This window comes from Novosphingobium sp. 32-60-15 (assembly GCF_002280675.1).
Taxonomy (GTDB): Bacteria; Pseudomonadota; Alphaproteobacteria; order Sphingomonadales; family Sphingomonadaceae; genus Novosphingobium.
In genome coordinates this window covers 105,974-125,377 of record NZ_NCEN01000008.1, presented here as the reverse complement: position 1 = coordinate 125,377, position 19,404 = coordinate 105,974, and the positions used below count along the sequence as shown (strand labels likewise).

Annotated in this window: 20 protein-coding genes and 1 tRNA gene; 3 read left to right on the top strand and 18 right to left on the bottom strand. The window is 56.4% G+C overall.

The annotated features are described in order from the left end of the window. Positions 1–3 precede the first annotated feature (3 nt). Genes B7Y89_RS08260 through rimP form a run of 3 tightly spaced genes read right to left on the bottom strand, consistent with a single transcriptional unit; the run spans position 4 to position 2,971 of the window. Positions 4–741, bottom strand: coding sequence for a DUF448 domain-containing protein (locus B7Y89_RS08260; RefSeq protein ID WP_292937489.1), 738 nt, complete (start codon positions 739–741; stop codon positions 4–6). Next, on the bottom strand, positions 722–2,374 hold the full coding sequence (gene nusA, locus B7Y89_RS08255; protein ID WP_292937487.1) for a transcription termination factor NusA: 1,653 nt from the start codon (positions 2,372–2,374) through the stop codon (positions 722–724). The genes B7Y89_RS08260 and nusA overlap by 20 nt, the downstream gene beginning before the upstream one ends. A gap of 3 nt (positions 2,375–2,377) precedes the next feature. Beyond that, positions 2,378–2,971: a ribosome maturation protein RimP gene (gene rimP / locus B7Y89_RS08250; RefSeq protein WP_292937485.1), complete on the bottom strand. Its 594-nt coding sequence runs from the start codon at positions 2,969–2,971 to the stop codon at positions 2,378–2,380. 323 nt (positions 2,972–3,294) lie between these two features. Between rimP and B7Y89_RS08245 the strand changes: the two genes are divergently transcribed. Further along, the gene (locus B7Y89_RS08245; protein WP_292937483.1) at positions 3,295–3,423 is read left to right on the top strand and encodes a hypothetical protein; all 129 of its coding nucleotides are present in this window, start codon (positions 3,295–3,297) and stop codon (positions 3,421–3,423) included. Then, positions 3,423–3,647 (top strand): PspC domain-containing protein, encoded by a 225-nt coding sequence (locus B7Y89_RS08240; protein WP_292937481.1) that lies wholly within the window; start codon positions 3,423–3,425, stop codon positions 3,645–3,647. Before B7Y89_RS08245 ends, B7Y89_RS08240 begins: the two co-directional genes overlap by 1 nt. Positions 3,648–3,702: 55 nt before the next feature. Here B7Y89_RS08240 and B7Y89_RS08235 read toward each other — a convergent pair whose 3' ends face one another. Continuing rightward, on the bottom strand, positions 3,703–4,422 hold the full coding sequence (locus B7Y89_RS08235) for a queuosine precursor transporter (protein ID WP_292937480.1): 720 nt from the start codon (positions 4,420–4,422) through the stop codon (positions 3,703–3,705). Positions 4,423–4,481: 59 nt separating this feature from the next. On the opposite strand from B7Y89_RS08235, the gene B7Y89_RS08230 reads away from it, so the two are divergent. After that, positions 4,482–4,558 (top strand) — tRNA-Arg (locus B7Y89_RS08230). 152 nt (positions 4,559–4,710) lie between these two features. Here the strand turns inward: B7Y89_RS08230 and B7Y89_RS08225 are convergent. From B7Y89_RS08225 to B7Y89_RS08160, 14 genes are all read right to left on the bottom strand, one after another. Next, a complete protein-coding gene (locus tag B7Y89_RS08225; RefSeq protein WP_292937478.1) occupies positions 4,711–5,769 on the bottom strand; it encodes a tyrosine-protein phosphatase in 1,059 nt (352 codons plus the stop codon). A 23-nt stretch (positions 5,770–5,792) separates the two neighbouring features. After that, a complete protein-coding gene (locus B7Y89_RS08220) occupies positions 5,793–8,453 on the bottom strand; it encodes a TonB-dependent receptor (protein WP_366415876.1) in 2,661 nt (886 codons plus the stop codon). A gap of 129 nt (positions 8,454–8,582) precedes the next feature. Continuing rightward, positions 8,583–9,254: a pilus assembly protein TadE gene (locus tag B7Y89_RS08215; protein WP_292937477.1), complete on the bottom strand. Its 672-nt coding sequence runs from the start codon at positions 9,252–9,254 to the stop codon at positions 8,583–8,585. Further along, positions 9,248–9,883, bottom strand: a complete 636-nt coding sequence (locus tag B7Y89_RS08210; protein ID WP_292937475.1) for a TadE/TadG family type IV pilus assembly protein — start codon at positions 9,881–9,883, stop codon at positions 9,248–9,250. Before B7Y89_RS08210 ends, B7Y89_RS08215 begins: the two co-directional genes overlap by 7 nt. Then, on the bottom strand, positions 9,880–11,823 hold the full coding sequence (locus B7Y89_RS08205) for a pilus assembly protein TadG-related protein (protein WP_292937473.1): 1,944 nt from the start codon (positions 11,821–11,823) through the stop codon (positions 9,880–9,882). The genes B7Y89_RS08210 and B7Y89_RS08205 overlap by 4 nt, the downstream gene beginning before the upstream one ends. Positions 11,824–11,970: 147 nt before the next feature. Continuing rightward, a complete protein-coding gene (locus B7Y89_RS08200) occupies positions 11,971–13,119 on the bottom strand; it encodes an aminotransferase class I/II-fold pyridoxal phosphate-dependent enzyme (protein WP_292937471.1) in 1,149 nt (382 codons plus the stop codon). Between the two features lie 185 nt (positions 13,120–13,304). Then, a complete protein-coding gene (locus B7Y89_RS08195; protein ID WP_292937469.1) occupies positions 13,305–13,661 on the bottom strand; it encodes a hypothetical protein in 357 nt (118 codons plus the stop codon). A gap of 12 nt (positions 13,662–13,673) precedes the next feature. Then, a complete protein-coding gene (locus B7Y89_RS08190; protein ID WP_292937467.1) occupies positions 13,674–14,471 on the bottom strand; it encodes an NUDIX domain-containing protein in 798 nt (265 codons plus the stop codon). A 297-nt stretch (positions 14,472–14,768) separates the two neighbouring features. Next, the gene (gene grxD / locus B7Y89_RS08185; RefSeq protein ID WP_292937465.1) at positions 14,769–15,098 is read right to left on the bottom strand and encodes a Grx4 family monothiol glutaredoxin; all 330 of its coding nucleotides are present in this window, start codon (positions 15,096–15,098) and stop codon (positions 14,769–14,771) included. Between the two features lie 28 nt (positions 15,099–15,126). Then, positions 15,127–15,360: a BolA family protein gene (locus tag B7Y89_RS08180; protein WP_292937463.1), complete on the bottom strand. Its 234-nt coding sequence runs from the start codon at positions 15,358–15,360 to the stop codon at positions 15,127–15,129. Next, a complete protein-coding gene (locus B7Y89_RS08175) occupies positions 15,360–15,683 on the bottom strand; it encodes a DUF1476 domain-containing protein (protein ID WP_292937461.1) in 324 nt (107 codons plus the stop codon). Before B7Y89_RS08175 ends, B7Y89_RS08180 begins: the two co-directional genes overlap by 1 nt. Before the next feature lie 107 nt (positions 15,684–15,790). Further along, complete coding sequence (locus tag B7Y89_RS08170) at positions 15,791–16,333, bottom strand: hypothetical protein (protein WP_292937460.1); 543 nt, start codon at positions 16,331–16,333, stop codon at positions 15,791–15,793. 90 nt (positions 16,334–16,423) lie between these two features. Continuing rightward, the gene (locus tag B7Y89_RS08165; RefSeq protein WP_292937458.1) at positions 16,424–17,017 is read right to left on the bottom strand and encodes a hypothetical protein; all 594 of its coding nucleotides are present in this window, start codon (positions 17,015–17,017) and stop codon (positions 16,424–16,426) included. Between the two features lie 129 nt (positions 17,018–17,146). Then, the gene (locus B7Y89_RS08160; RefSeq protein ID WP_292937456.1) at positions 17,147–19,396 is read right to left on the bottom strand and encodes a prolyl oligopeptidase family serine peptidase; all 2,250 of its coding nucleotides are present in this window, start codon (positions 19,394–19,396) and stop codon (positions 17,147–17,149) included. Positions 19,397–19,404: the final 8 nt, after the last annotated feature.

Genomic DNA, 19,404 nt, shown 5'->3' with positions numbered 1-19,404 from the left:
AACTCAGTCGCCCTTCGTATCAATATCATCGTCTGCTGCCATGCCGTCATCGGGCTGTGCAGCATCATCGGTCTCGTGTCCGAGAAAGTGCATCAAGCGCTGCAAAGGCCCGGCGACTCGCTCGGTCGCAATCGGGTCGGTCAGCGCCAAGTGAACGACGTTGTCGCGGCCCAATGCCACAGACAGCGCCGCTCGGTCCAGCGGCAAGATTGTGCCTTTGAGCCCGGAGCCTTCAGCCCCTTCGCCCACACGCCAGGCTTGCGCCAATTTGTTCGGACCATCAGTCCCTGCATCGGAAGCATGGCCGAGGAAAGAGACCGCGCCCGAACGCGCTCCTTGCGCAATACGCTCGGTGCCGAGCAAAACATTGCCTGCGCGCAGTTCAATGCCAAGCCGGTCAGTTAACGTGCGGCGCAGCGCCACTTCAATGCGTTCGCCAAGATCAGCTGGAATTGTGAGCTTCACGCCTTTGAACGCGCGCGTCAGCGCACCCTTAAGTTTGCTATTCGCAAGGGCTTTTTCAAGGTCTGTCCGAGAAACACCAATCCAGGCGCCGCGCCCGGGGGCACGCGCCTGAACATCAGGCAGCACGTCACCATCGGGAGAAATGGCGAGGCGGATCAAATCCCCCCGCTCATCATGACGCCCGGTCAGTACGCACTTACGCTCCGGCGGGGTCTTACCCGCCGGGGTGCGATCAGCAATGTCGGAGCTTAGCGGCTCATTGTGAGGGTTCCGCATGGGCGGCCTCCTCAGCTTGTGGCCCGGAGTCAGCTTCAGGAGCGTCGTCGAACCAGTGGGCACGTGCGGCCATGATGATTTCGTTGCCCTGCTCTTCGCTCAGGCCGAATTCGCCAAGAACGCCGCCCTTGTCTTCGGTGCGCTCTGAACGTTCAGTCCGCTCACGCGGGGCTTTGTCGTTGCGCCGGCGCTGTTCGACGCGCTTCTTGGCGATGAGTTCATCGGTGGCAAGATCAGCCAGATCATCAAGCGTCTTGATGCCAGCCTTACCAAGGATGACCAGCATCGCTTCGGTCAAGTGCGGCAGTTCCGCCAAAGCGTCTTCGACACCAAGTTCACGGCGCTGCGTGCGCAGGGCTTCTTCGCGGCGTTCGATGGCTTCGGTCGCGCGGCTTTGCAGTTCCTGGCCAAGCTCTTCATCGAAGCCTTCGATGGCTGCGAGTTCGGAAATGTCGATGTAGGCCACTTCGTCCAACTCGCTGAAGCCTTCAGCCACCAGCAGTTGCGACAGGGTTTCATCAACGTCGAGTTCTTCCTCGAACATCTTCGAACGCTCGGCAAATTCCTTCTGGCGCTTTTCCGAAGCTTCTGCCTCGGTCATGATGTCGATAGCAGAGCCCGTCAGTGACGAGGCCAGACGCACGTTCTGGCCGCGACGACCGATGGCAAGCGACAACTGGTCATCGGGCACGACAACTTCGATGCGGCTTTCTTCTTCATCGATCACCACGCGGCTGACTGTGGCAGGCTGGAGAGCGTTGACCACGAATGTCGCGGTATCTTCGCTCCACGGAATGATGTCGATCTTTTCGCCCTGCAGTTCCTGCACGACGGCCTGAACGCGACTGCCCTTCATGCCGACGCAGGCGCCGACCGGATCGATGCTGCTATCGCGGCTGATCACGCCAATCTTGGCGCGGCTGCCCGGATCGCGCGCGGCGGCCATGATGGTGATGATGCCATCATAGATTTCGGGCACTTCCTGCGCGAACAGCTTCTTCATGAATTCAGGGTGCGCGCGGCTCAGGAAAATCTGCGGACCACGGTTCTGGCGCTCAACTTTCATGATCAGCGCGCGGACGCGTTCGCCGACGCGTGGCACTTCGCGCGGGATCTGCTGATCGCGGCGGATCACGCCTTCGGCGCGGCCAAGATTGACGATCACGTGGCCGAATTCGACCGACTTGATAACGCCGGTGATGACTTCGCCTGCACGGTCCTTGAACTCGTCAAATTGGCGATCACGTTCAGCATCGCGGACCTTCTGGAAGATCACCTGCTTTGCCGATTGCGCATCGATACGGCCAAGATCAACCGGCGGAAGCGGATCGACAATAAAGTCGCCCATTTGCGCACCCGGCTGCAGCTTTTCGGCCTGCTTCAGGTCAACCTGCTTGAAATAGTCTTCAACCACTTCAACCACTTCGACCACACGCCAAAGACGAAGATCGCCCGTGCGCGGATCAAGCTTTGCGCGAATGTCGTTTTCGGCGCCGTAACGGTTACGCGCAGACTTCTGGATTGCCTCTTCCATCGCCTCGATGACAATCGACTTGTCGATCATCTTCTCGGTGGCGACCGCGTTGGCGATTGCAAGCAGTTCTGCACGGTTGGCGGAAATCGCACTGGCCATGGGTCAGTCTTCCTGTTCTTCGTTGATTTCGCTCAGATCATCTTCTGAACTGAGAATTTCTTCATCAATGCCACTGGTGTCCAGCGGACGAGATGAGGCGATAAGCTTATCAGTCAAGACAAGCTTGGCATATTGCACATCAGCCAGCGGAAAGGTTACGCGGCCAGACTTGCGTTCATCCAGCGTAATTACATCATCTTCCAGCCCGACCAGATCGCCGGTTAGCGACTTGCGGTTGCCGTCAACCGGATTATGCAATGTGATGCGCACTTCATGCCCGGCCCAGGCCAGATAATCTTTCACGCGCGTCAGCGGACGATCAATACCGGGCGATGACACTTCAAGGCGATAAGCTTCGACGATCAGATTCTCTCCGGCATCTTCCAGTTCATCAAATCGGTCTGAAATACGGCGAGAAAGCGCAGCGCAATCCTCAATCACCAGCTGGCCGGTTTCGGGGCGCTCGGCCATGATTTGAAGCGTGTGCTCCTCATCACCAATTTCGCCACCCTTGAACATGCGCACGCGCACGAGATCAAAGCCGAGTGCCTTGACCTCGGGCTCAATAACCTCGGTAATTCGCGCAATATCCGCCATGCAATCTCCAGTAGCCGATCAGAAGCAAAAGCGGTGCCGAGCCGGGACCGTCTGGTTCCAGCCTGACGTTGCTTTCACAATGTCGGGATGAGCGGCAACTACGCGCGATTCCGTTAATTTGCAAGTCGCAATCTACGGCGATGTCGCGATAGAAACTTTCACCCCCACAAATTAGTATATTACACCAGATTTTGGCAATCGGATCACATTGCAATTACCATATTTTCGCAAGAAACCGCGGATTTCCGCAGTTCAGCGCGTTTGGCACAGCCCATGCACAGCATCAAACAACAAGCGAAACGACCAAACAGGAGGACGTGTTCATGACAACCATCGCCCAACGCATCACCGCCGCCGCTACCGCATTCGCGCTCAGCCTCGTGCTGATTGCCGGAACCGTACACACCCCGGCCCCAACCGGCACACCAGTTACAACGCAGGAGATGATTTGATGTCGCAGCTTCGCTTTGATGATTCGGCCGTCCGTCCATTGGAAAAGACCCGCGGGTTCCGCCTTGATAAGACGCGCGGCAAAATGATGGGCGTTTGCGCCGGGATTGCCAACTATTTCGGTCTGGATGTCACGCTGGTTCGCGTCGCCTTTGGCCTTGCAACGATCCTCGGATTTGGTTCGGCGATCATCGTGTATTTGCTGATTGGCTTTATCGCGGACTAGGCCGACCTCGAACGCCCTGCCCCGCCTGAGAACGGCGGGGTTGTGGCGTTGAAATCTAGCCTGCTTTTGCAAATGGCGAAAAATCGGTGCCGGTATCAAAGACATCGGTGCCCTCACGCTTTTTGAGCCATCCGACCACAGCATAGGTGACCGGCGTCAACGCCGCTTCCCAAACCACTTTCATCAGCCAGTTGGTGACCATGACGGTCAGGACCTGGTCAGTGGTCCAAATGCCCAGAAAGGCGATGGGATAGAAGATCAGGCTGTCGATGGCCTGCCCGAATACCGTTGAGCCGATTGTCCGCGACCACAAATGTTTGCCAGCCGTCAAAATCTTCATTTTTGCCAGCACGAATGAATTGACGAACTCGCCCGCCCAAAACGCAGTAACTGAGGCAAGCACGATCCGCCACGTCGATCCGAATACGCTTTCATATGCGGCCTGCCCGTCCCAGCCCGGAGCAGGCGGCATCGCGACGACAACAAAGCTCATGAATGCCATGAAAATCAGCGCGAAAAAGCCCATCCACACACAGCGGCGCGCGTTGGAGTATCCGTAAACCTCGGTCAGCACATCGCCGATCACATAGGACACCGGGAAGAACAGGATGCCCGCACCGAAGGTGAAACCACCGACTTGCGCCAGCTTTGCTGCGCCGATGAGGTTCGACAACAGCAAGATCGCCACGAAAGCAGCCATCACATAGTCGAAATACCGGAAGTGGCGGCGGGCACCGTCGACTCCGTCGATGCGCGAAATGTGGTGATTGTTCATGACACGCTTGCTAACGCGGTTTTCAGGCAACGAAAAGCATGCTTAAGGGAAATCGGCGCGCGCCCTTAGCTCATCTGGATAGAGCGCGAGACTTCTAATCTTGAGGTAACAGGTTCGAGTCCTGTAGGGCGCGCCAATCCATCCCAATGGAATTGTTGGGCAAAATTCGTATTTGCCATCTTTGATCCAAAGGCGTTACCCGCTTGAAACCTGCGTGGATCACTGCGCAGCAAAGTGCCCAATGACCCACAGCAAATTTCAAAAAAGTCGAACGGGATCAGCGCTGGATCAATTCAGATAGAGCGCCCGCAACCGCTCGATCTCGGGCTTGTTGACGCCGATTTCTTTGGCAAGGTAGGCTTCTACGCTGCCGTAATCCCGGTCAATCACTTCAAACAACTGCGCCAGATGGGACAAGCCTTTAGGGCTGTAGAGGGGTTCAGCCTTTGGGCCGCCGGGCTTTTTCAATGATGCCACATAGTACGGGACAATAGGGTTGCCCGGCCAATCTGCTGGATCAAGCGCCGGCATTTCAAACTGTGGACGGCGCAGTTCGGTGGAAAGGTGATAGTCTTCCAGAATAGTTTTGCGATCAACGCCCAAGGCGCTGAGCACCAATGCCGTAGCGATGCCCGTACGATCCTGTCCGGCAGAGCAATTGTAAAGAACGGGGCCCTCAGCCTTAACCAGCGAACGGAAAATAGCCTTGATTTGCGGATTAATCATCGGCCCCATGCTGGCATACATATTTTCACCGCCGTTTTTGCCGATACCGGCCATCAGCGGCTTGAGCGAATAATCATTGCTGACAAAAGTCGCATCGGTGCGATCATCAAGCATTGTCGGCGCAATCATCCGCTCATCTGTCGAACGCAGATCAACAATCGTTGCAATCTTGAGATTTGCCAAGGTTGTGTAATCAGCCTCGGTCAAAAGCGGCATCGCCCCTGAACGGAATATCCGCCCCCACACCACTTGCTTGCCATCAGCACCGATGTAGCCGCCGACATCACGGAAGTTCGATCCTTGCTCCAGCGGCAGGACCCGTTCGGCCACGCGCATCACCGAACCATCGCCGCCATCACGCAAGGTGTAATACCGGCGTTGCGCGGCAGTTGCTGGCAGAACGATGCGGCCAGACCGGTCTGCTTTTGCAACCATCTCGGACGAAGCGTCAGCGCCAGCAGGGTCGGATGAAGCCAAAACGGTAACCGGATCGGCATCGCTCCATTCGATGGCGATGTGCCCGGCATCAATGCGTGTAATCGCCGCCCGGTCTATCGCTGCTGCCGGAGTGGCAGCAGCGATGACGAGGAGCGATGCGGTGGCGGCGATTATCTTGCGCATGGTGGTTTCCTCTTAGCCCTTGATCAGAAGTTGAAGCGCATGCCGAACAAATAGCGCGACCCAATGCGCTCAACCTCGGTCGGCTGTTCCAGAGTGTCCTGATAGGCAATGTATGTTTCGTTGGTAAGGTTGGCAGCATCAGCAAACAAGGTGAAGTTGTCGTTCACCTGATAGCGCAGCGACACATCAAGATTGCCATAGGATTTGCGTGATTCCCCGCTGCCAAATCCGCCAAGGCTGTCCAGCCAATCAGACCGCCATTGGTAGCTGGCGCGCGCCGAAAAACCGTACTTTTCATAGTAAAGCGAGGCATTCCAGATCGTGTCTGACAGGCCCTGGAAGGCAATGCCCTTTTGCTGTGCACCATTCACCACCTGGGTATCAAACTTGCCATCCAGCAAGGTCAAGTTGCCCTGGAAGCCAAAGCCGTCAAGCGGTGAAGGCAAGAACGTGAACTTCTGTTGGTACGTCAACTCAACGCCATAGAGCGTGCCGTTCTGGCCATTAAAAGTGGATGTCAGCAAATAGCCCGAACGATCCCTCCCCCCGGTGTTGAAGACATCGCTGCCAACGATCTGGGCGTTCTGATAGAACACATTATCGACCCAGCGATGAAAACCTGCGACCGAGACCAAGCCATTGCCAGGCAGGTAATATTCGACGCTGCCGTCAAGTCCCCACGTGTACTCGGCCTCAAGCCCCGGATTGCCGCCGGTGATGGTGCCGGGCGACGCCGTATCGTTGATTGATGAACCGACCCGGATCGCACCATACGCTGGACGTGAAACGCCGCGCTGGCCCGAGAGCCGCATCACGAAATCATCGCCGAACGAGAAGCGAGCGTTAATGCTGGGGAACAGGTCAGTGCGCGTTTGCTTCACCGACAGCGGCGTTTGGGTTGTTCCTACCAGCGCAGTGCCACTGTTGATCAGGCGATAATGCTCCAGACGCACACCACCTGTCAGCAACACGTTGTCCAGTTCTGCCGACGCCATGACGTAACCCGCCAAAGTCTTTTCCAACTGGCGATACCGATCCGTAACCGGAATATCGTTGGCTGGATTGTAAAGCCCGGCCGCTGCCAGTTTGGGCAACAAGGTATCAAGCGCTTCGCGCATTGCCCGGTTATCAATATAATTCAGCGTGAAGCCGAGCGGGAAATCCGTAGTCCAAGGCCGGTTGGTGACAAAGCTGTTCACGTCGAACGGCTGCCCCACACGGGTGCCCAAAGCGCCAACGGCAGCGACGTTTGAAAACGAGAAGTTGTTTCCCACAATCGTGCGGTCGGCGTACAAACCGCCAGCTGAAAGCGTCAACCTGTCCATTTTTTTGCTGAGATCAAGCTTAAGCGTGTAGCTGTCGGAAACCGTGGCTTGGCGGGCAGCAATTGCAATAGCACCGGCATTGTTCAAAGACGTTTGATTGAATGCGGTCAAGGCCGTGGTGCCACGCGCTGGCGTGGTTCCATTCAAAACAGTGTTGAACAGCGACACGACCGGGAAGCGCGGGTCTGACCGGTCATAGGTTAGCGATGGCGAATTCAATCCGGACGTGCTGGCCTGCACCAGCGGCAAATACGATGTATTTTCCGTGCGCGCATAGTTCAGGCGAACATTCGCGCTAAAGCCATTGTCGGTGGCGTAATCCCCGCCGATGGCCCCAATGATGTTGCGATTGCGATATTCGCCGTAATTGAACGAACCACGCATCGGAACGCCGACCAGTGCGCCATTATCAAGATTGCGTGTACCGCTGGCTGCACGATCAAGCCGCAATTCGTACTGGTTGCGCTGTTCATCATCGTTGAATTCGGTGAAGATCGCCTTGGCCCAGATCTTCTGACCAGCAACGGGTTCGTATTCAACGCCGCCGAACAGGCCATTGCTCCAACGCTCGATCTCATACTGGCGGATGTCAATTTCCGTCGGGCCGAATGTGGTGTCTGTTGCACTGGATGGCGCGTCATAGGCACCAACTTCGCGGTTGTCGGTAAGCTGCTTGCGGCGATAGTGCGATCCGCCCAGCACGATGCCGACTACATCATTGGCCCAGCTGACGCGCAGCGACGCTTGACGCTGTTCACCTTTGCCAAGGTTCATGAACCCGTAGCCAAGATCACCGACAACATGCAGACCCTTGCGCTCAAGCGGCGACCATGTGCGCAGATCGACATTGGCAACGATGGCATCTGCCGGAAGCTCGGGCGTCAGGGATTTGTTGATCACCATCGACGACAGGATCACAGCGGGAACAGCGTCAAAGCGGAAAGCGCGGGTATCGCCGCCTTCATCCACACCGATCATAGGCACGCCATCAATCATGACCGAAGTCCAGCGATTGGGCGCGCCGCGGATCTGGATGTAGCGTTCCTGACCCTGATCGCGTTGCACGGCAACGGCAGGCAGGCGGGAAAGCGCAGCGGCACTATTCTGGTCAGGAAAACGGCCAACCGCATCAGCCGCCGCAACATCGACAAGATTTACTGCGATCCGCTTTTCACGGATGGAAGCTGCCTGCGATTCAGCGATTGTACCGGTAACAACGATAGGCTCGTTCGCTTCAGCAGCATCGGGTTCAACCATCGCATCCGCAGTCGGTGCAGCTTGGGCAAAAGCAGGAACAGCGCCGAATGCGGCGATTGCGATTGCAGCCGTAGCGCAACCGGTCGAAAAACGATGAAGCATGTAGCAGACCCCTGTCAGCGGCCATCTTGGCCATGCAGGGCGCGCTAGGGCAACAATGCGTCAGTTAACGGACAGTTTGGGGACTCGAAAATTGCAATGTGAAAGCTGTGAGACAGTACAATCCAAATCTTAGACTGCGGTCGCACACGAATGCGTTCCATCGCCGCCACTTACGTCAACGCCCAAGCGGCGGCTATCGCGGATCAGGAATGCGCCTTCCTTCTTCAAAGTGCGATTGCTTACGAATAAATCGCCAAACAGGCCTTTGTAAGTGTAGTAAACTTCAACAAACATTACCGCGCTGTTCGCAGCGGCAGTGATTTTGGTAGGACCGCTTCCCAAGCCCGTTATGATCGGGCCATTCAGCCCGTTAAGGTCGGTGTCGTTGCCATATCCGGATTGGCGCGCAAGGTTGCCAAAGCACCGCTGCCACCGGATGGTTTGCTTACCCGTCGCCGTATCGTGCTCAAGGCTTGTCAATATCACTTTGCCTTGGGCTTGGAAGTTGTAACCAGCAGCCTGTTCCTGCGCCCCGCGCATAACCTCCTTGATGTCGGTTTCATTCACCGTGGGAGTGACATTGACATTGTCGGTTTGCCCGATGCGCGAGGCGTTGTCGGCAAGCGACAACGCGACTTCGCTCATCTTCATGTCGACAGCCGTAAAATAGGCCAGCTCAATGCCATAGCACGCAACCGACAGCATCAAAGGCGCGGCGAGCGCAAACTCGACGAAGGCAACGCCTTTGGTGTCGTAAAGCAGTTTACGCGCGAGCGTGCGGGTTCGAGTGGAGCTTAGCATGTTTTTGGCCGTGCTGAATAACTGCCGCTTTGTTTTCCAAAGGGCTGATTGCGCTTAACCGCCGTGGCGCTGATTTCCCTGGTCGACCAATCCAGCGGGACCATGGGCATGGCAAAGACAGGTTCGTAGGCAACGTTCACCGTGTAAACGATCACGTCGTTGGCGCCACCCTTGCCAGCAGCCCCCAAGTCCTCGTCCCAAGCATCATTGCCATTCAGATCGGTGTAGGCCTCGCCCGGTGAGCAGTCCCCGTCACCGTTCACATCGTCGAGTTCTTCGCCGCGGTTTGCGCTGTTGAAATCAAAATAGCTTTTGCGCGTCGCAGAAACTCTCGCCTCAGGCAGTATTTCCAGAACCGCCCTTTTTACAACACGATCAGCAAGCGTAGTATCGCCGCTTTCCAGTGTTGAATCGCGGGCAGCCTTTTCAACCACGCCATCCAAAACCGACTTGGCATAGACCATCTGGCCAAGATCAAGGCTTCCAACAATCACCATCAGAAAGATCGGTGCAACCAGGGCGAACTCTACGGCTGTGACGCCTGCGCTGTCCCGTGTTAGCCGCCGCAAAAGCGAAGGTTGTGCTACCCGATGAAGGCTTGCTGGCACCATCCGTTTGCGCTTGATCATTGGTACACCCGCAGCTCGCCAACGCTCTTGGCGATATCCTGAAACGCACTGTTTAATTGCGTTGCGTTGGTTGCGAAAAATGAACTGTTGCTCGATGCGCAATAGGTCAGATCACTGGTGAATGACGAAGCAAAGGCAATCACCCAAACCCGGAATCCTTTGGCCTTGGCGACATCACAAAGCGCGCGGAAGCGGGCCGTGTGGCGGGCAGCCAGATTGCTGTAACCATCATCAGTGATCCGCCGATCATGCCATTCAACGCCATACGTCGATTGGATGGCATAGTTCGGTTCCATCATGCCATCGGTCATAAAAATGATGTGGCGTGCCACTTTGGCGCCGTTGGTTGGCGTGGCGTTGACCAGTTCCTGCCATGGACCTTCAGGCGAGTTGAGGCGCAAGCCCCACATCAGCCCCAGATCATGATATGTCGAACCAGCTGCAACCAGAGAATCCGCATAGTTGTAAAAGCTCGATTGCTCCATTTCCTGCAACAACTGCGCGCGCTGGGGACAGAACGATTGCGCCTTTGTCCCGCGTGTTGTTTCAGGTTCGTTCGTCAGATTGTTGTAAGAGTTCAGCCTATAATAGGCCAGTTCCGGCCACATCGGACCCCATTTGGTTGCTTCATCGCCATCTTGCGGCAGCTTGTCGATATTCAAATCCTGCGCGTCGGATGGCGACATGCCCAGCAAGTTGGAATAGCTGACGCTGCCCGTGGCAACCGTGTCACGCTCTTCAATACAGCCGTTCCACGTATAGCTGATGGGCGTTCCATTGGCCCCGTTGTTGACCGTTGCCGGAGCAAATCGCTTGTAATCAACCGTGCTGAAATTGACCTGCTTGTAGGCCCAATTGCTGAATTCCTGACGCGTACGGGTCTCAAAGATCGCATCAGATGTCGCATATTGATAAGTCAGAAAATTGCGCGTCACGTAGTAGGAAAACACGCGCCAGGGCCGACCATCGTTGTTAGTCCGTTGGCAGGTGTAGCGCGTGCGGATCTGGGGCTGCGTGGTGGTTGTGGTAACCACCTGCCGCCCTGAATTGCTCGTCGTGCTACTGTTCTCGGACGTAGCGCCATTGTCAGTCCACGCCGTGTCGGCAGGACGCGCGGAATTGCAGTTGGTTTGCGACGAGTAATTGGTCGAACTGAACTGCGATGCAGGGCCAGACATTTCGGCGCTGTAGTTTTCCGAACTCGTATAGACAGGTTCATTCCAGCCAACGAACACTTGCTCATTAATGGTCCTGAACACCGGTTCGCGCGATTGGATCGGCCATTGGTCTGCCAGAAAATTCGGATCGCGATCATGGATCAACCGGCCAACATTGACCGAAGAACTATAGGGCACGAACGAGTAACGGACGCGTGCGTTTGATCCCGAAGCTTCCATCGCAAGCGTGTCGTAAAAATTCTTCATCGCTGCGCGCAAGGCCTGGATGCGGGTTTGCGACGTCCCAGAAAGCGTGCTGCCCATCGAACCGGTGGTATCAAGCACCATCGTTATGTCGCTGTTGCCAACGCCCAAGGTCGCCTGACAGCTTACCGAGATGTCGAAGGTGTCAAAGCCCATCGCACCCATGACAGCCATTTTTACCGATGTTTCGGCGGAACCAACAACGAAATTGCCCTGATCAGGTGAACTCGAAACAAAAGTTGTGCCGGTTGCACCAACATCGCTTTCAACAAAATTCGTGTTGAAGTAGGTGCTGGCAACTGCTTGCTCATCGGTGTCGTAGCCATCGTTGGTAACAGCGCGACGGCCTGCCAGTGTCGCGGCATCACAGGCGGTTTGCAGCCGGTTGCGTGCCTTGTAGACACGGCTCATGTCCAAGCCGCTTCCGACCATCGTCAGAATGACCGGCAAAGCAATTGCAGCAAGCGGCAAAATGCTACCTGTGGAATTGAGCTGTAGGCGAGAAAGCCAACCGGTCACTTGCTACCTAACTTTCGTTTTTGGATACTCTTCCAAAAGCAACAGTAAGGCTTGCTAGAATCATAAATTGATTGGTAATTTTTGCGTTAACCGAACATATTTAACCCTATGGGAACTGGTTAAAATCTTTCGAGAATCTGTTCATGATCAACTGGGCCCCGTCGACAACCGTCGTTGCGCGAACCATGGTGTGATCCGCTGCACCGCTTCTTCAATCAGCTGTGTTGAAACGGCAAAGCTGAAACGAATAAAACGATGACCATTGACCGGATCAAAATCGATCCCCGGCGCAATGCACACACCGGTATCGCCAAGCAATTGCGTGCAAAACGCCAAGCTATCTTCGGTAAATTCGCTGGCATCTGCGTAAATATAGAATGCGCCATCAGGCGGAGCGATGTGCCCCAGCCCCATTTTCGGCAACGCTTCCAGCAAGATCGCCCGATTGCGCGCATAAGTTTCGACATGCCCCTTCAACTCGTCACGGCAATCAAACGCAATTAACCCCGCCTTTTGCGCCAAGACTGGCGGGGTGAGAAACAGGTTGCCCATACGCGCCCGTGCAGCGCCGATCAAATCTGGCGGCACCACCAACCAGCCCAAACGCCAACCTGCCATGCTGAAGTATTTCGAGAACGAGTTGACGACCACCGCTTGCGGCAAATGTTCCAGCATCGATGCTGCTCGCCCGCTGTATTCAAGGCCATGATAAATCTCGTCTGACACAACACGTATGTCCTTGCGCCGGCATACATCGGCAATGGCAGACAGCTCTTCAGGCGCAATAATGGTACCCGTCGGGTTTGCGGGACTGGCAATGATCAGTCCGCCGGGCACGGGATTGAGCGCGTCAATCGCAGCCGCCGTCACTTGAAACCGCTCGGCCTCTCCACAATCCAATTCAACAGGTTCAAGGTACATCGCCTTCAATGTGTTGCGATAAGCCACATAGCCGGGACGCGCCAAAGCCACCCTTGCACCGGGACGAAACAGACACGACAGCGCCATGACAAAGGCTGGTGATGCACCACACGTCAGGATTACTTGCTCTGGATCAACTTCCACACCGTAAGTATCTGCATAATGGCGCGCGATCCGGTTCTTGAGCGGCACACTTTCCCAATACCCCATCGCTTCATTATCAAGCACTTCATGGGCCACTGCGATGGCGCGGACAGGCGCACCGGTTGATGGCTGTCCAAACTCCATGTGGATGATGCTATGACCTGCCGCCTCCATGTCATGGGCGAGACGGCTGACGGTGATAGCGTGAAAGGGTTCAACTTGAGCAATCATGGCGTGGTGCTAGTTGCAGGGGATACAAGTTGCAAGGCCGAGCCTGCCCACAAAACCAGGCTTTTTCGGCATGCATCAGGTGGAGTAAAAATCACCCCAATAGACGAGGCGTGTTTCAGAATTTCCGCAAAATACCAAGCAATCGGAACAATCAGCCCCACACCACCATAAGCAGCGGTAGTTGCTTAATCGATGGCGCCGACGACATACAAAATGCCGGCCCAAAGCGCTATCGATAGCGTAACCGGCAATGCCATTCGGACCCAAGCGGGTGCCTTGGTGGCTTTATAGACATAAGCTGATTCTGAGCCGTTATTGGGCTCATCCAACTGCTGCAACTTGTCTTGAAGCATGTGAACGGGTGACGCGATGGGCGAATCTATGTGATTTGCCGCGCGCAGCTTATTCGCCGGCTTGTCGATTACGACAGTCGGTTGCGAGTTTGGAACGATGACTTCGGCGGGCAAAGCTTGCGGTTGGGACATGATGACACCTCGGATAAACCTTACACACCAAATCCTTAACCCAATCTCAACAGCCATTGGGTCCAACTCCTAGCCGCGATTTGCCGTCTCAATCGGTTCGCCCAAAACAGGGTAGCCATAGCCGTCCGGGATCATCAACCAACGCTTACCGTCGCGTATTTCAACAAAAGGGCTAATCGCGTCAATTGGAAATACTTCCGCATGTGCACGAACGGCGTCAAAAGTATCGAACAATGCCAAACGTTCAAGGTTGCGTTGGGTTGGAAAAATAATTCTGATCTTTCCTCTTTCGGCAAGTTCAAGTGCTTCTGCAGCACTAGCCCAGAATAAATGACGGTTTTCAGTGGCATCAACTTCAATGTCGACTGCGCCAGTCCCCAAATCGGCAAGAAAGAAGCGCGTATCAAAAATTCTTTCGGCACGATGCCTCGGCCACCAGCGCGCAAACGGTACAAGTCGATCCGGCACCAAAGTCCAGCCAAAGGCATCAAGCACCGGCGCAAGATTACCTTCAGCCAACAACATACGCCGCGCTTTTGCGGCGATCACACCGTCAACCCGGCCCTCAATGCCTATGACCAGTCCGGTTTCCTCCAGTGTCTCGCGCACGGCGGCAACACGCGCCGCGCCAAGATCGTGATCTCCGCCCAACTGCGCGGCCAGTAGTCGGTCGGCGGGATCCACTTTGCCTCCTGGAAAAACCGTGGCCCCCCCGGCGAACGCAAGGCTGGCGTTGCGCTCAACCATCAGCAACTGCGCCGGTCCCCCAGCAGAATTTCGCCGATAAATGACAACAGTTGCCGCCGGAACTGTTCTGGCCAGCAGGTTTTCAGGTTCAAGATCATGTGTTTCCATCAGACCCACCATGTCTGCTGGAAGGACACTTGCCAAGTCGGCACAGCATGTCGGATTGTTTTACACTTGGTGTGAATCCGTGCGCTGCCCACCGCCTGCTTAGCCCAGTTCCCTTGCCTTTTTAAAGTTTGGCACGGCTCATGCATACTTCCTGCTGTCCCGAAGAGTATGTTCTTCTCGAGGCGGAGCCAGTCCCCCCGGGCAATATGGCTCCGCCTCTCCCGGGCCCCCCCCAAAGTCCGAACAACAAAAAACGCGACCGACAAACTGCCGACCGCGCTTTTGGATAAACCATGAACTTGAGAAAGATCAGGCGGGTTTTACGCCGCTATCTTCCATCAGTTGATGAAGTTCGCCTGCTTCAAACATCTCCATCATGATGTCAGAACCGCCGACAAATTCACCCTTTACATAGAGCTGGGGTATTGTCGGCCAATCAGAGTACGCTTTTATTCCGCCACGGATTTCCATGTCTTGCAACACATCGACGCTGGCGTATTCCACGCCCAGATGCTCCAAAATGGCAATGGCTTTGCTGGAAAAGCCACATTGCGGGAACAACGGCGAACCCTTCATAAACAGGACAACATCGTTGCCGTTGACGATTTCGGCGATACGTTCTTCGGTGGTGTTGGACATGGGGGATCGTGTTCCTTTCGCGCCGTTCTCAGTTGGGAACGGCGGTGGTCAGTTGCAAGGCATGAAGCACGCCGCCCATCCGGCCACCTAGCGCTTCATAAACCAGCTTGTGCTGTTTTACACGCGGGAGACCGGCGAAGCTTGCCGACACAACGCGCGCGGCGTAATGGTCACCGTCTCCGGCCAAATCGGTTATTTCGACTTCCGCATCAGGCAACGCCGTGCGGATCATGGCTGCGATCTCGTCAGCGGCCATCGCCATCAGGATTCGCCCATCAACTGCCGACGTGCGTCAACCGATTTCGCATCAAGTGCGAGGCGGATTTCAGCCTCGTCAATCTCAACTCCGGCAGACGTTAAATCACCCAACAACTTGCGCACGACATCTTCGTCACCCGCTTCTTCAAAATCCGCCTGCACAACGGATTTGGCGTAACCTTCTGTCTCAGCAGCGTCGAGGCCCATGCGTTCAGCTGCCCAAACACCCAAAAGGCGGTTGCGGCGGGCATGCAAGCGGAACATCATTTCTTCGTCACGGGCGAATTTGGCTTCAAAAGCCTTTTCGCGGTCGTCGAAAGTGGTCATGGGCCAATGAATCCTTCAATAGAAGCTCTTCCCTAGCCGATAGTCAGCCCACGCTCGCGCTGCAAGGGACCTGCAAAAGAATTGCAGGCCCGCTACCACAAAAATGATCAAGGCTGGCCACGGCGCACGTCAAGCTGCACGCCGCCTTGACCCGAAACCTCGCAAGAAAACTCGTCACCGCCGCGCAACGTCCCTGCCACGCGATAGCCGCCGCCGCTGCGCGAGGCATCGTAAACTTCCTCAACTTCGCCGCGGCGCGATGCTTCATCGACGCAGCGCTCAACGGCATCGTTGATATTGCGGGTTGCACGCTGGTCAAAGCCACCTTGACCGCCGTTTTGACGCCAATCTTCGCCCTGGTCGGGCGCGCTCGGCACGGGATCATTGCGATATTGCGGGTTCTGCTCGCGATAGTCCTGATCGCGCGGGACAGTGCGATTGTTTGATTTGCTGGCTGCGCTGGCTATGGCTGCGATGCCGCCGATGATCAGCAATCCGGCCAGTACATCGCCGCCATCAATCCCGCGATCCCCGCGCCAATGCCGTCCGCCGCCCCAGCCCGGCCGGGCCTGTGCCTCTGCTGCCAGTGGCAACATGGCCGTGGCCAAACCTGCCATCGCAACTGCCACCTTTGCAAATTTGCCAATCATATCTGTTACCCCCGCCCGAATGCGATAAAGAGATAGGCGGTTCAGGCTTTCACGCACCTGAACCGCCGCTGTCCTTGGCTTTCGCCACCCTTACAGACCGCGAATACCGCTATAGTCGATATCTACCACGCGGCCACGTTCGACCCGGCACTTGAACGATCCGGCATCATAGCCGCGTAGCGAATTGTCCCAGCCGCGATAATCACCGTTCCAGCCACGACCATAGTCACGATCACCACGGCGCCAGTCGCGGCCATTGGCGTTGACGGCGATGCGTCCTCGTACTTCATAGCCCCAGCGCGTCTGGCGGATGTCGCGAACGTCTGTCACATCAGCTCTGCCATAGCTGAAACGCGATGCAGTTCTTTCGGCGTTTCGCACACATTGCTCAATTGCCCCGCGCACATTGCCCTGTCCGTAAAAACCGTTGCGATTGCCGCGATTATTCCAGTCGTTGCGACCGTTCCAATCATCACCATAGCCATAGCGGCCATCATCGTAACGATTGTTGTTACCGGCCGCAGCGGCAATCGCGGCAATGCCGCCGATGACCAGCGCACCAGCAATAATGTCGCCGCCGTCAATGCCGCCGCGGTGATCGCGCGCCATGGCAGGTGCAGCCGAAGACACCGCAACCGCAGCGACGGCGGCTGTTCCGACGAGGGCTTTGGTAAACGTCTTCATGCTTGCCATCCTTCGTATCGGGCGGGGCAATTCCCGCCACGAATGAAGTTCTGCCTGATTCGCCGTGATAGGACGCTGAACCGGCATGACAGCTTTTGTTCACAAAAAGCGATCTTTACATGAACAACCTTATTGCGCGCCCGGTTCGCTTGGCAAGCCTGTCCAGTACGCGAGAAAGGAAAGCACGTCGGCACCGGTACTGATCACTTTGTCGACCGGCTTGCCCGCACCATGGCCTGCCCGCGCCTCGACGCGCAACAAGTGGGGCCGGTCACCAATCTGCGCGGCTTGCAATGCCGCGACATACTTGAAACTGTGCGCCGGCACGACCCGGTCATCGTTATCAGCTGTCGTCACCAGAATGGCGGGATAGGCCTTGCCGCCGGAAATGTTATGATAAGGCGAATAGGCCCGCAGCGTGCGCCAATCGGCCTCACGGTCGGGTCTACCGTAATCGTCGACCCAGAACCTGCCCGAAGTGAACCGGTCAAACCGCAGCATGTCCATCACGCCAACATCCGGATTGGCTGCGGCAAACAGATCGGGCCGTTGATTGACCACTGCGCCCACCAGCAGGCCGCCGTTCGAAGCCCCCTGAATCGCCAGCGCGCCTTTCGCAGCTATGCCTTCACGGATCAGATATTCACCCGCCGCGATGAAATCATCAAAGCTGTTTTGCTTATTTTCGCGCCGCCCCGCCTCATGCCAGTTGCGACCGAATTCGCCCCCGCCCCGGATATTGGCAAGTGCAAAGGCGCCGCCTGCCTCAAGCCAGGCCATCCGCACCGGCGAAAAGCCCGGCGTCAACGATATGTCGAACCCGCCGTAGCCGTAAAGCAGCGTCGGCAGCGCGGTTCCCGCCTTGGCAGCAGAGCGTTTGCGCACGACATACATCGGTACCTGCGTGCCATCTTTTGATGCGAAACGGCGTTGTTCAACCTCAAAGTCTGCCGGATCAAACGCCATCTTCGGTACGGCAAAGGGGGTTACGGCACCGCTACGCAAATCCATCCGGTAAATCGCAGGCGGCGTGGCAAAACTGCTGAACTGATAGAACGTCTCAGGATCGCCCGGACGCCCGCCAAAACCGCTAGCCGTGCCAATACCGTTGAGCGTAATTGCCTTGCCCGGGCGGCCCTGACGGTCAGTCATAACAGCAACGCTTTGCCCGTCCTGCAAGTAGGACAGCAAAAATCGATCACCAATCATCCGCGCGCCTTCAAGCTTGTTGGCACGCTGCGGCACAACCACTTTCCAGCCGGACTTCGCCCGCGCCAAATCAATGTTGACCAGATGAAATTCGGGCGCGGCAAGGTCTGTCAGAAACCACAGCTTATCACCAATCCCGGCCACCATCCGCCAATGGTTGGAAATCTCGGGCACGAGCGGCACCGACACCCACGATCCTGCCTGACGCCCTGTTAGCGGGATCAAATGAACCGCGTTGCGCTTGTCTGTGCTGACTTCGCTGATGATAACTGCCCAGCGCCCGTCACTTGTCACTTGCGCCTTGTGGCTCCATTCGGGATGGTCTGGCGTTGCGAAGACGTGTTGGTCCTCCCCCTGCCCTGTTCCGACGCGATGATACCACACGGCCTTGTTGAAGCGGGGCGCGCGCGGGTCTTCACCTGCCACAGGCGCGGGAAAGCGGGAGTAGAGGAAACCCTCATCGCCAATCCATGCGATCTCCGTGTCATTGGCCCAGGACAGCCGCTCTTCCAGCACTTTGCCTGTTGACACCTCAACCACGCGCAAGGTGCGCCAATCGCTGCCCGCCTCTTGTTCAGCAAAAGCGAGGAACCGGCCTGTCGGTGATGGCTCCCATTGCGCCAGCGCCAGCGATCCGTCTGCGCTCCAAGTGTTCGGGTCCACCAGCAAGCTTTGCGCACCATCTACGCCTTTGCGCACCCACAGAGCAGACTGGTTTTGCAGGCCTGAATTGCGCGAATAAAAGTACCGGCTACCGGCTTTGCGCGGCAGGCCGTAGCGCTCATAATCAAACAGGCTGCGGATGCGCGCGGCGAAGTGGTCGCGGCCCGGCAGATTGCCTAGGTAATCGGTAGACAGCGCGTTCTGGCGCGCAATCCATTTGGCCACATCGGCATCCTTGCCGGGATCAGCCTCAAGCCAACGGAAGGGATCTGCAACGCGCTCACCGAACGGCTGCTCAACCAGTCCGTCTATGCGGGTGACGGGATAGGCGCTGCGCTGCAAGATCATGCGTGATGGCGGAATTGCCGATGATGCGCCGCTTGATCCGGGTAAGCTGGCAATTTCCGCTGCGTTTTCGGCGCGCAATGGCGCGGCTGCCCAAAATAAAGACAGTGCTGCAATCGCACCAATGGCGCGTTGCCTTGTCAGATCCTTTTCCCAAATCATTATTGCTG

Coding starts and splice junctions, on each gene's coding strand:
- B7Y89_RS08235 (WP_292937480.1), bottom strand. CDS start 4,422: ATGAACAATCACCACATTTCGCGCATCGACGGAGTCGACGGTGCCCGC.
- B7Y89_RS08190 (WP_292937467.1), bottom strand. CDS start 14,471: ATGGTGGGTCTGATGGAAACACATGATCTTGAACCTGAAAACCTGCTG.
- B7Y89_RS08195 (WP_292937469.1), bottom strand. CDS start 13,661: ATGGCTGTTGAGATTGGGTTAAGGATTTGGTGTGTAAGGTTTATCCGA.
- grxD (WP_292937465.1), bottom strand. CDS start 15,098: ATGTCCAACACCACCGAAGAACGTATCGCCGAAATCGTCAACGGCAAC.
- B7Y89_RS08215 (WP_292937477.1), bottom strand. CDS start 9,254: ATGCTAAGCTCCACTCGAACCCGCACGCTCGCGCGTAAACTGCTTTAC.
- B7Y89_RS08260 (WP_292937489.1), bottom strand. CDS start 741: ATGCGGAACCCTCACAATGAGCCGCTAAGCTCCGACATTGCTGATCGC.
- nusA (WP_292937487.1), bottom strand. CDS start 2,374: ATGGCCAGTGCGATTTCCGCCAACCGTGCAGAACTGCTTGCAATCGCC.
- B7Y89_RS08165 (WP_292937458.1), bottom strand. CDS start 17,017: ATGAAGACGTTTACCAAAGCCCTCGTCGGAACAGCCGCCGTCGCTGCG.
- B7Y89_RS08225 (WP_292937478.1), bottom strand. CDS start 5,769: ATGCGCAAGATAATCGCCGCCACCGCATCGCTCCTCGTCATCGCTGCT.
- B7Y89_RS08180 (WP_292937463.1), bottom strand. CDS start 15,360: ATGGCGATGGCCGCTGACGAGATCGCAGCCATGATCCGCACGGCGTTG.
- B7Y89_RS08160 (WP_292937456.1), bottom strand. CDS start 19,396: ATGATTTGGGAAAAGGATCTGACAAGGCAACGCGCCATTGGTGCGATT.
- B7Y89_RS08210 (WP_292937475.1), bottom strand. CDS start 9,883: ATGATCAAGCGCAAACGGATGGTGCCAGCAAGCCTTCATCGGGTAGCA.
- B7Y89_RS08240 (WP_292937481.1), top strand. CDS start 3,423: ATGTCGCAGCTTCGCTTTGATGATTCGGCCGTCCGTCCATTGGAAAAG.
- B7Y89_RS08220 (WP_366415876.1), bottom strand. CDS start 8,453: ATGCTTCATCGTTTTTCGACCGGTTGCGCTACGGCTGCAATCGCAATC.
- B7Y89_RS08170 (WP_292937460.1), bottom strand. CDS start 16,333: ATGATTGGCAAATTTGCAAAGGTGGCAGTTGCGATGGCAGGTTTGGCC.
- B7Y89_RS08200 (WP_292937471.1), bottom strand. CDS start 13,119: ATGATTGCTCAAGTTGAACCCTTTCACGCTATCACCGTCAGCCGTCTC.
- rimP (WP_292937485.1), bottom strand. CDS start 2,971: ATGGCGGATATTGCGCGAATTACCGAGGTTATTGAGCCCGAGGTCAAG.
- B7Y89_RS08245 (WP_292937483.1), top strand. CDS start 3,295: ATGACAACCATCGCCCAACGCATCACCGCCGCCGCTACCGCATTCGCG.
- B7Y89_RS08175 (WP_292937461.1), bottom strand. CDS start 15,683: ATGACCACTTTCGACGACCGCGAAAAGGCTTTTGAAGCCAAATTCGCC.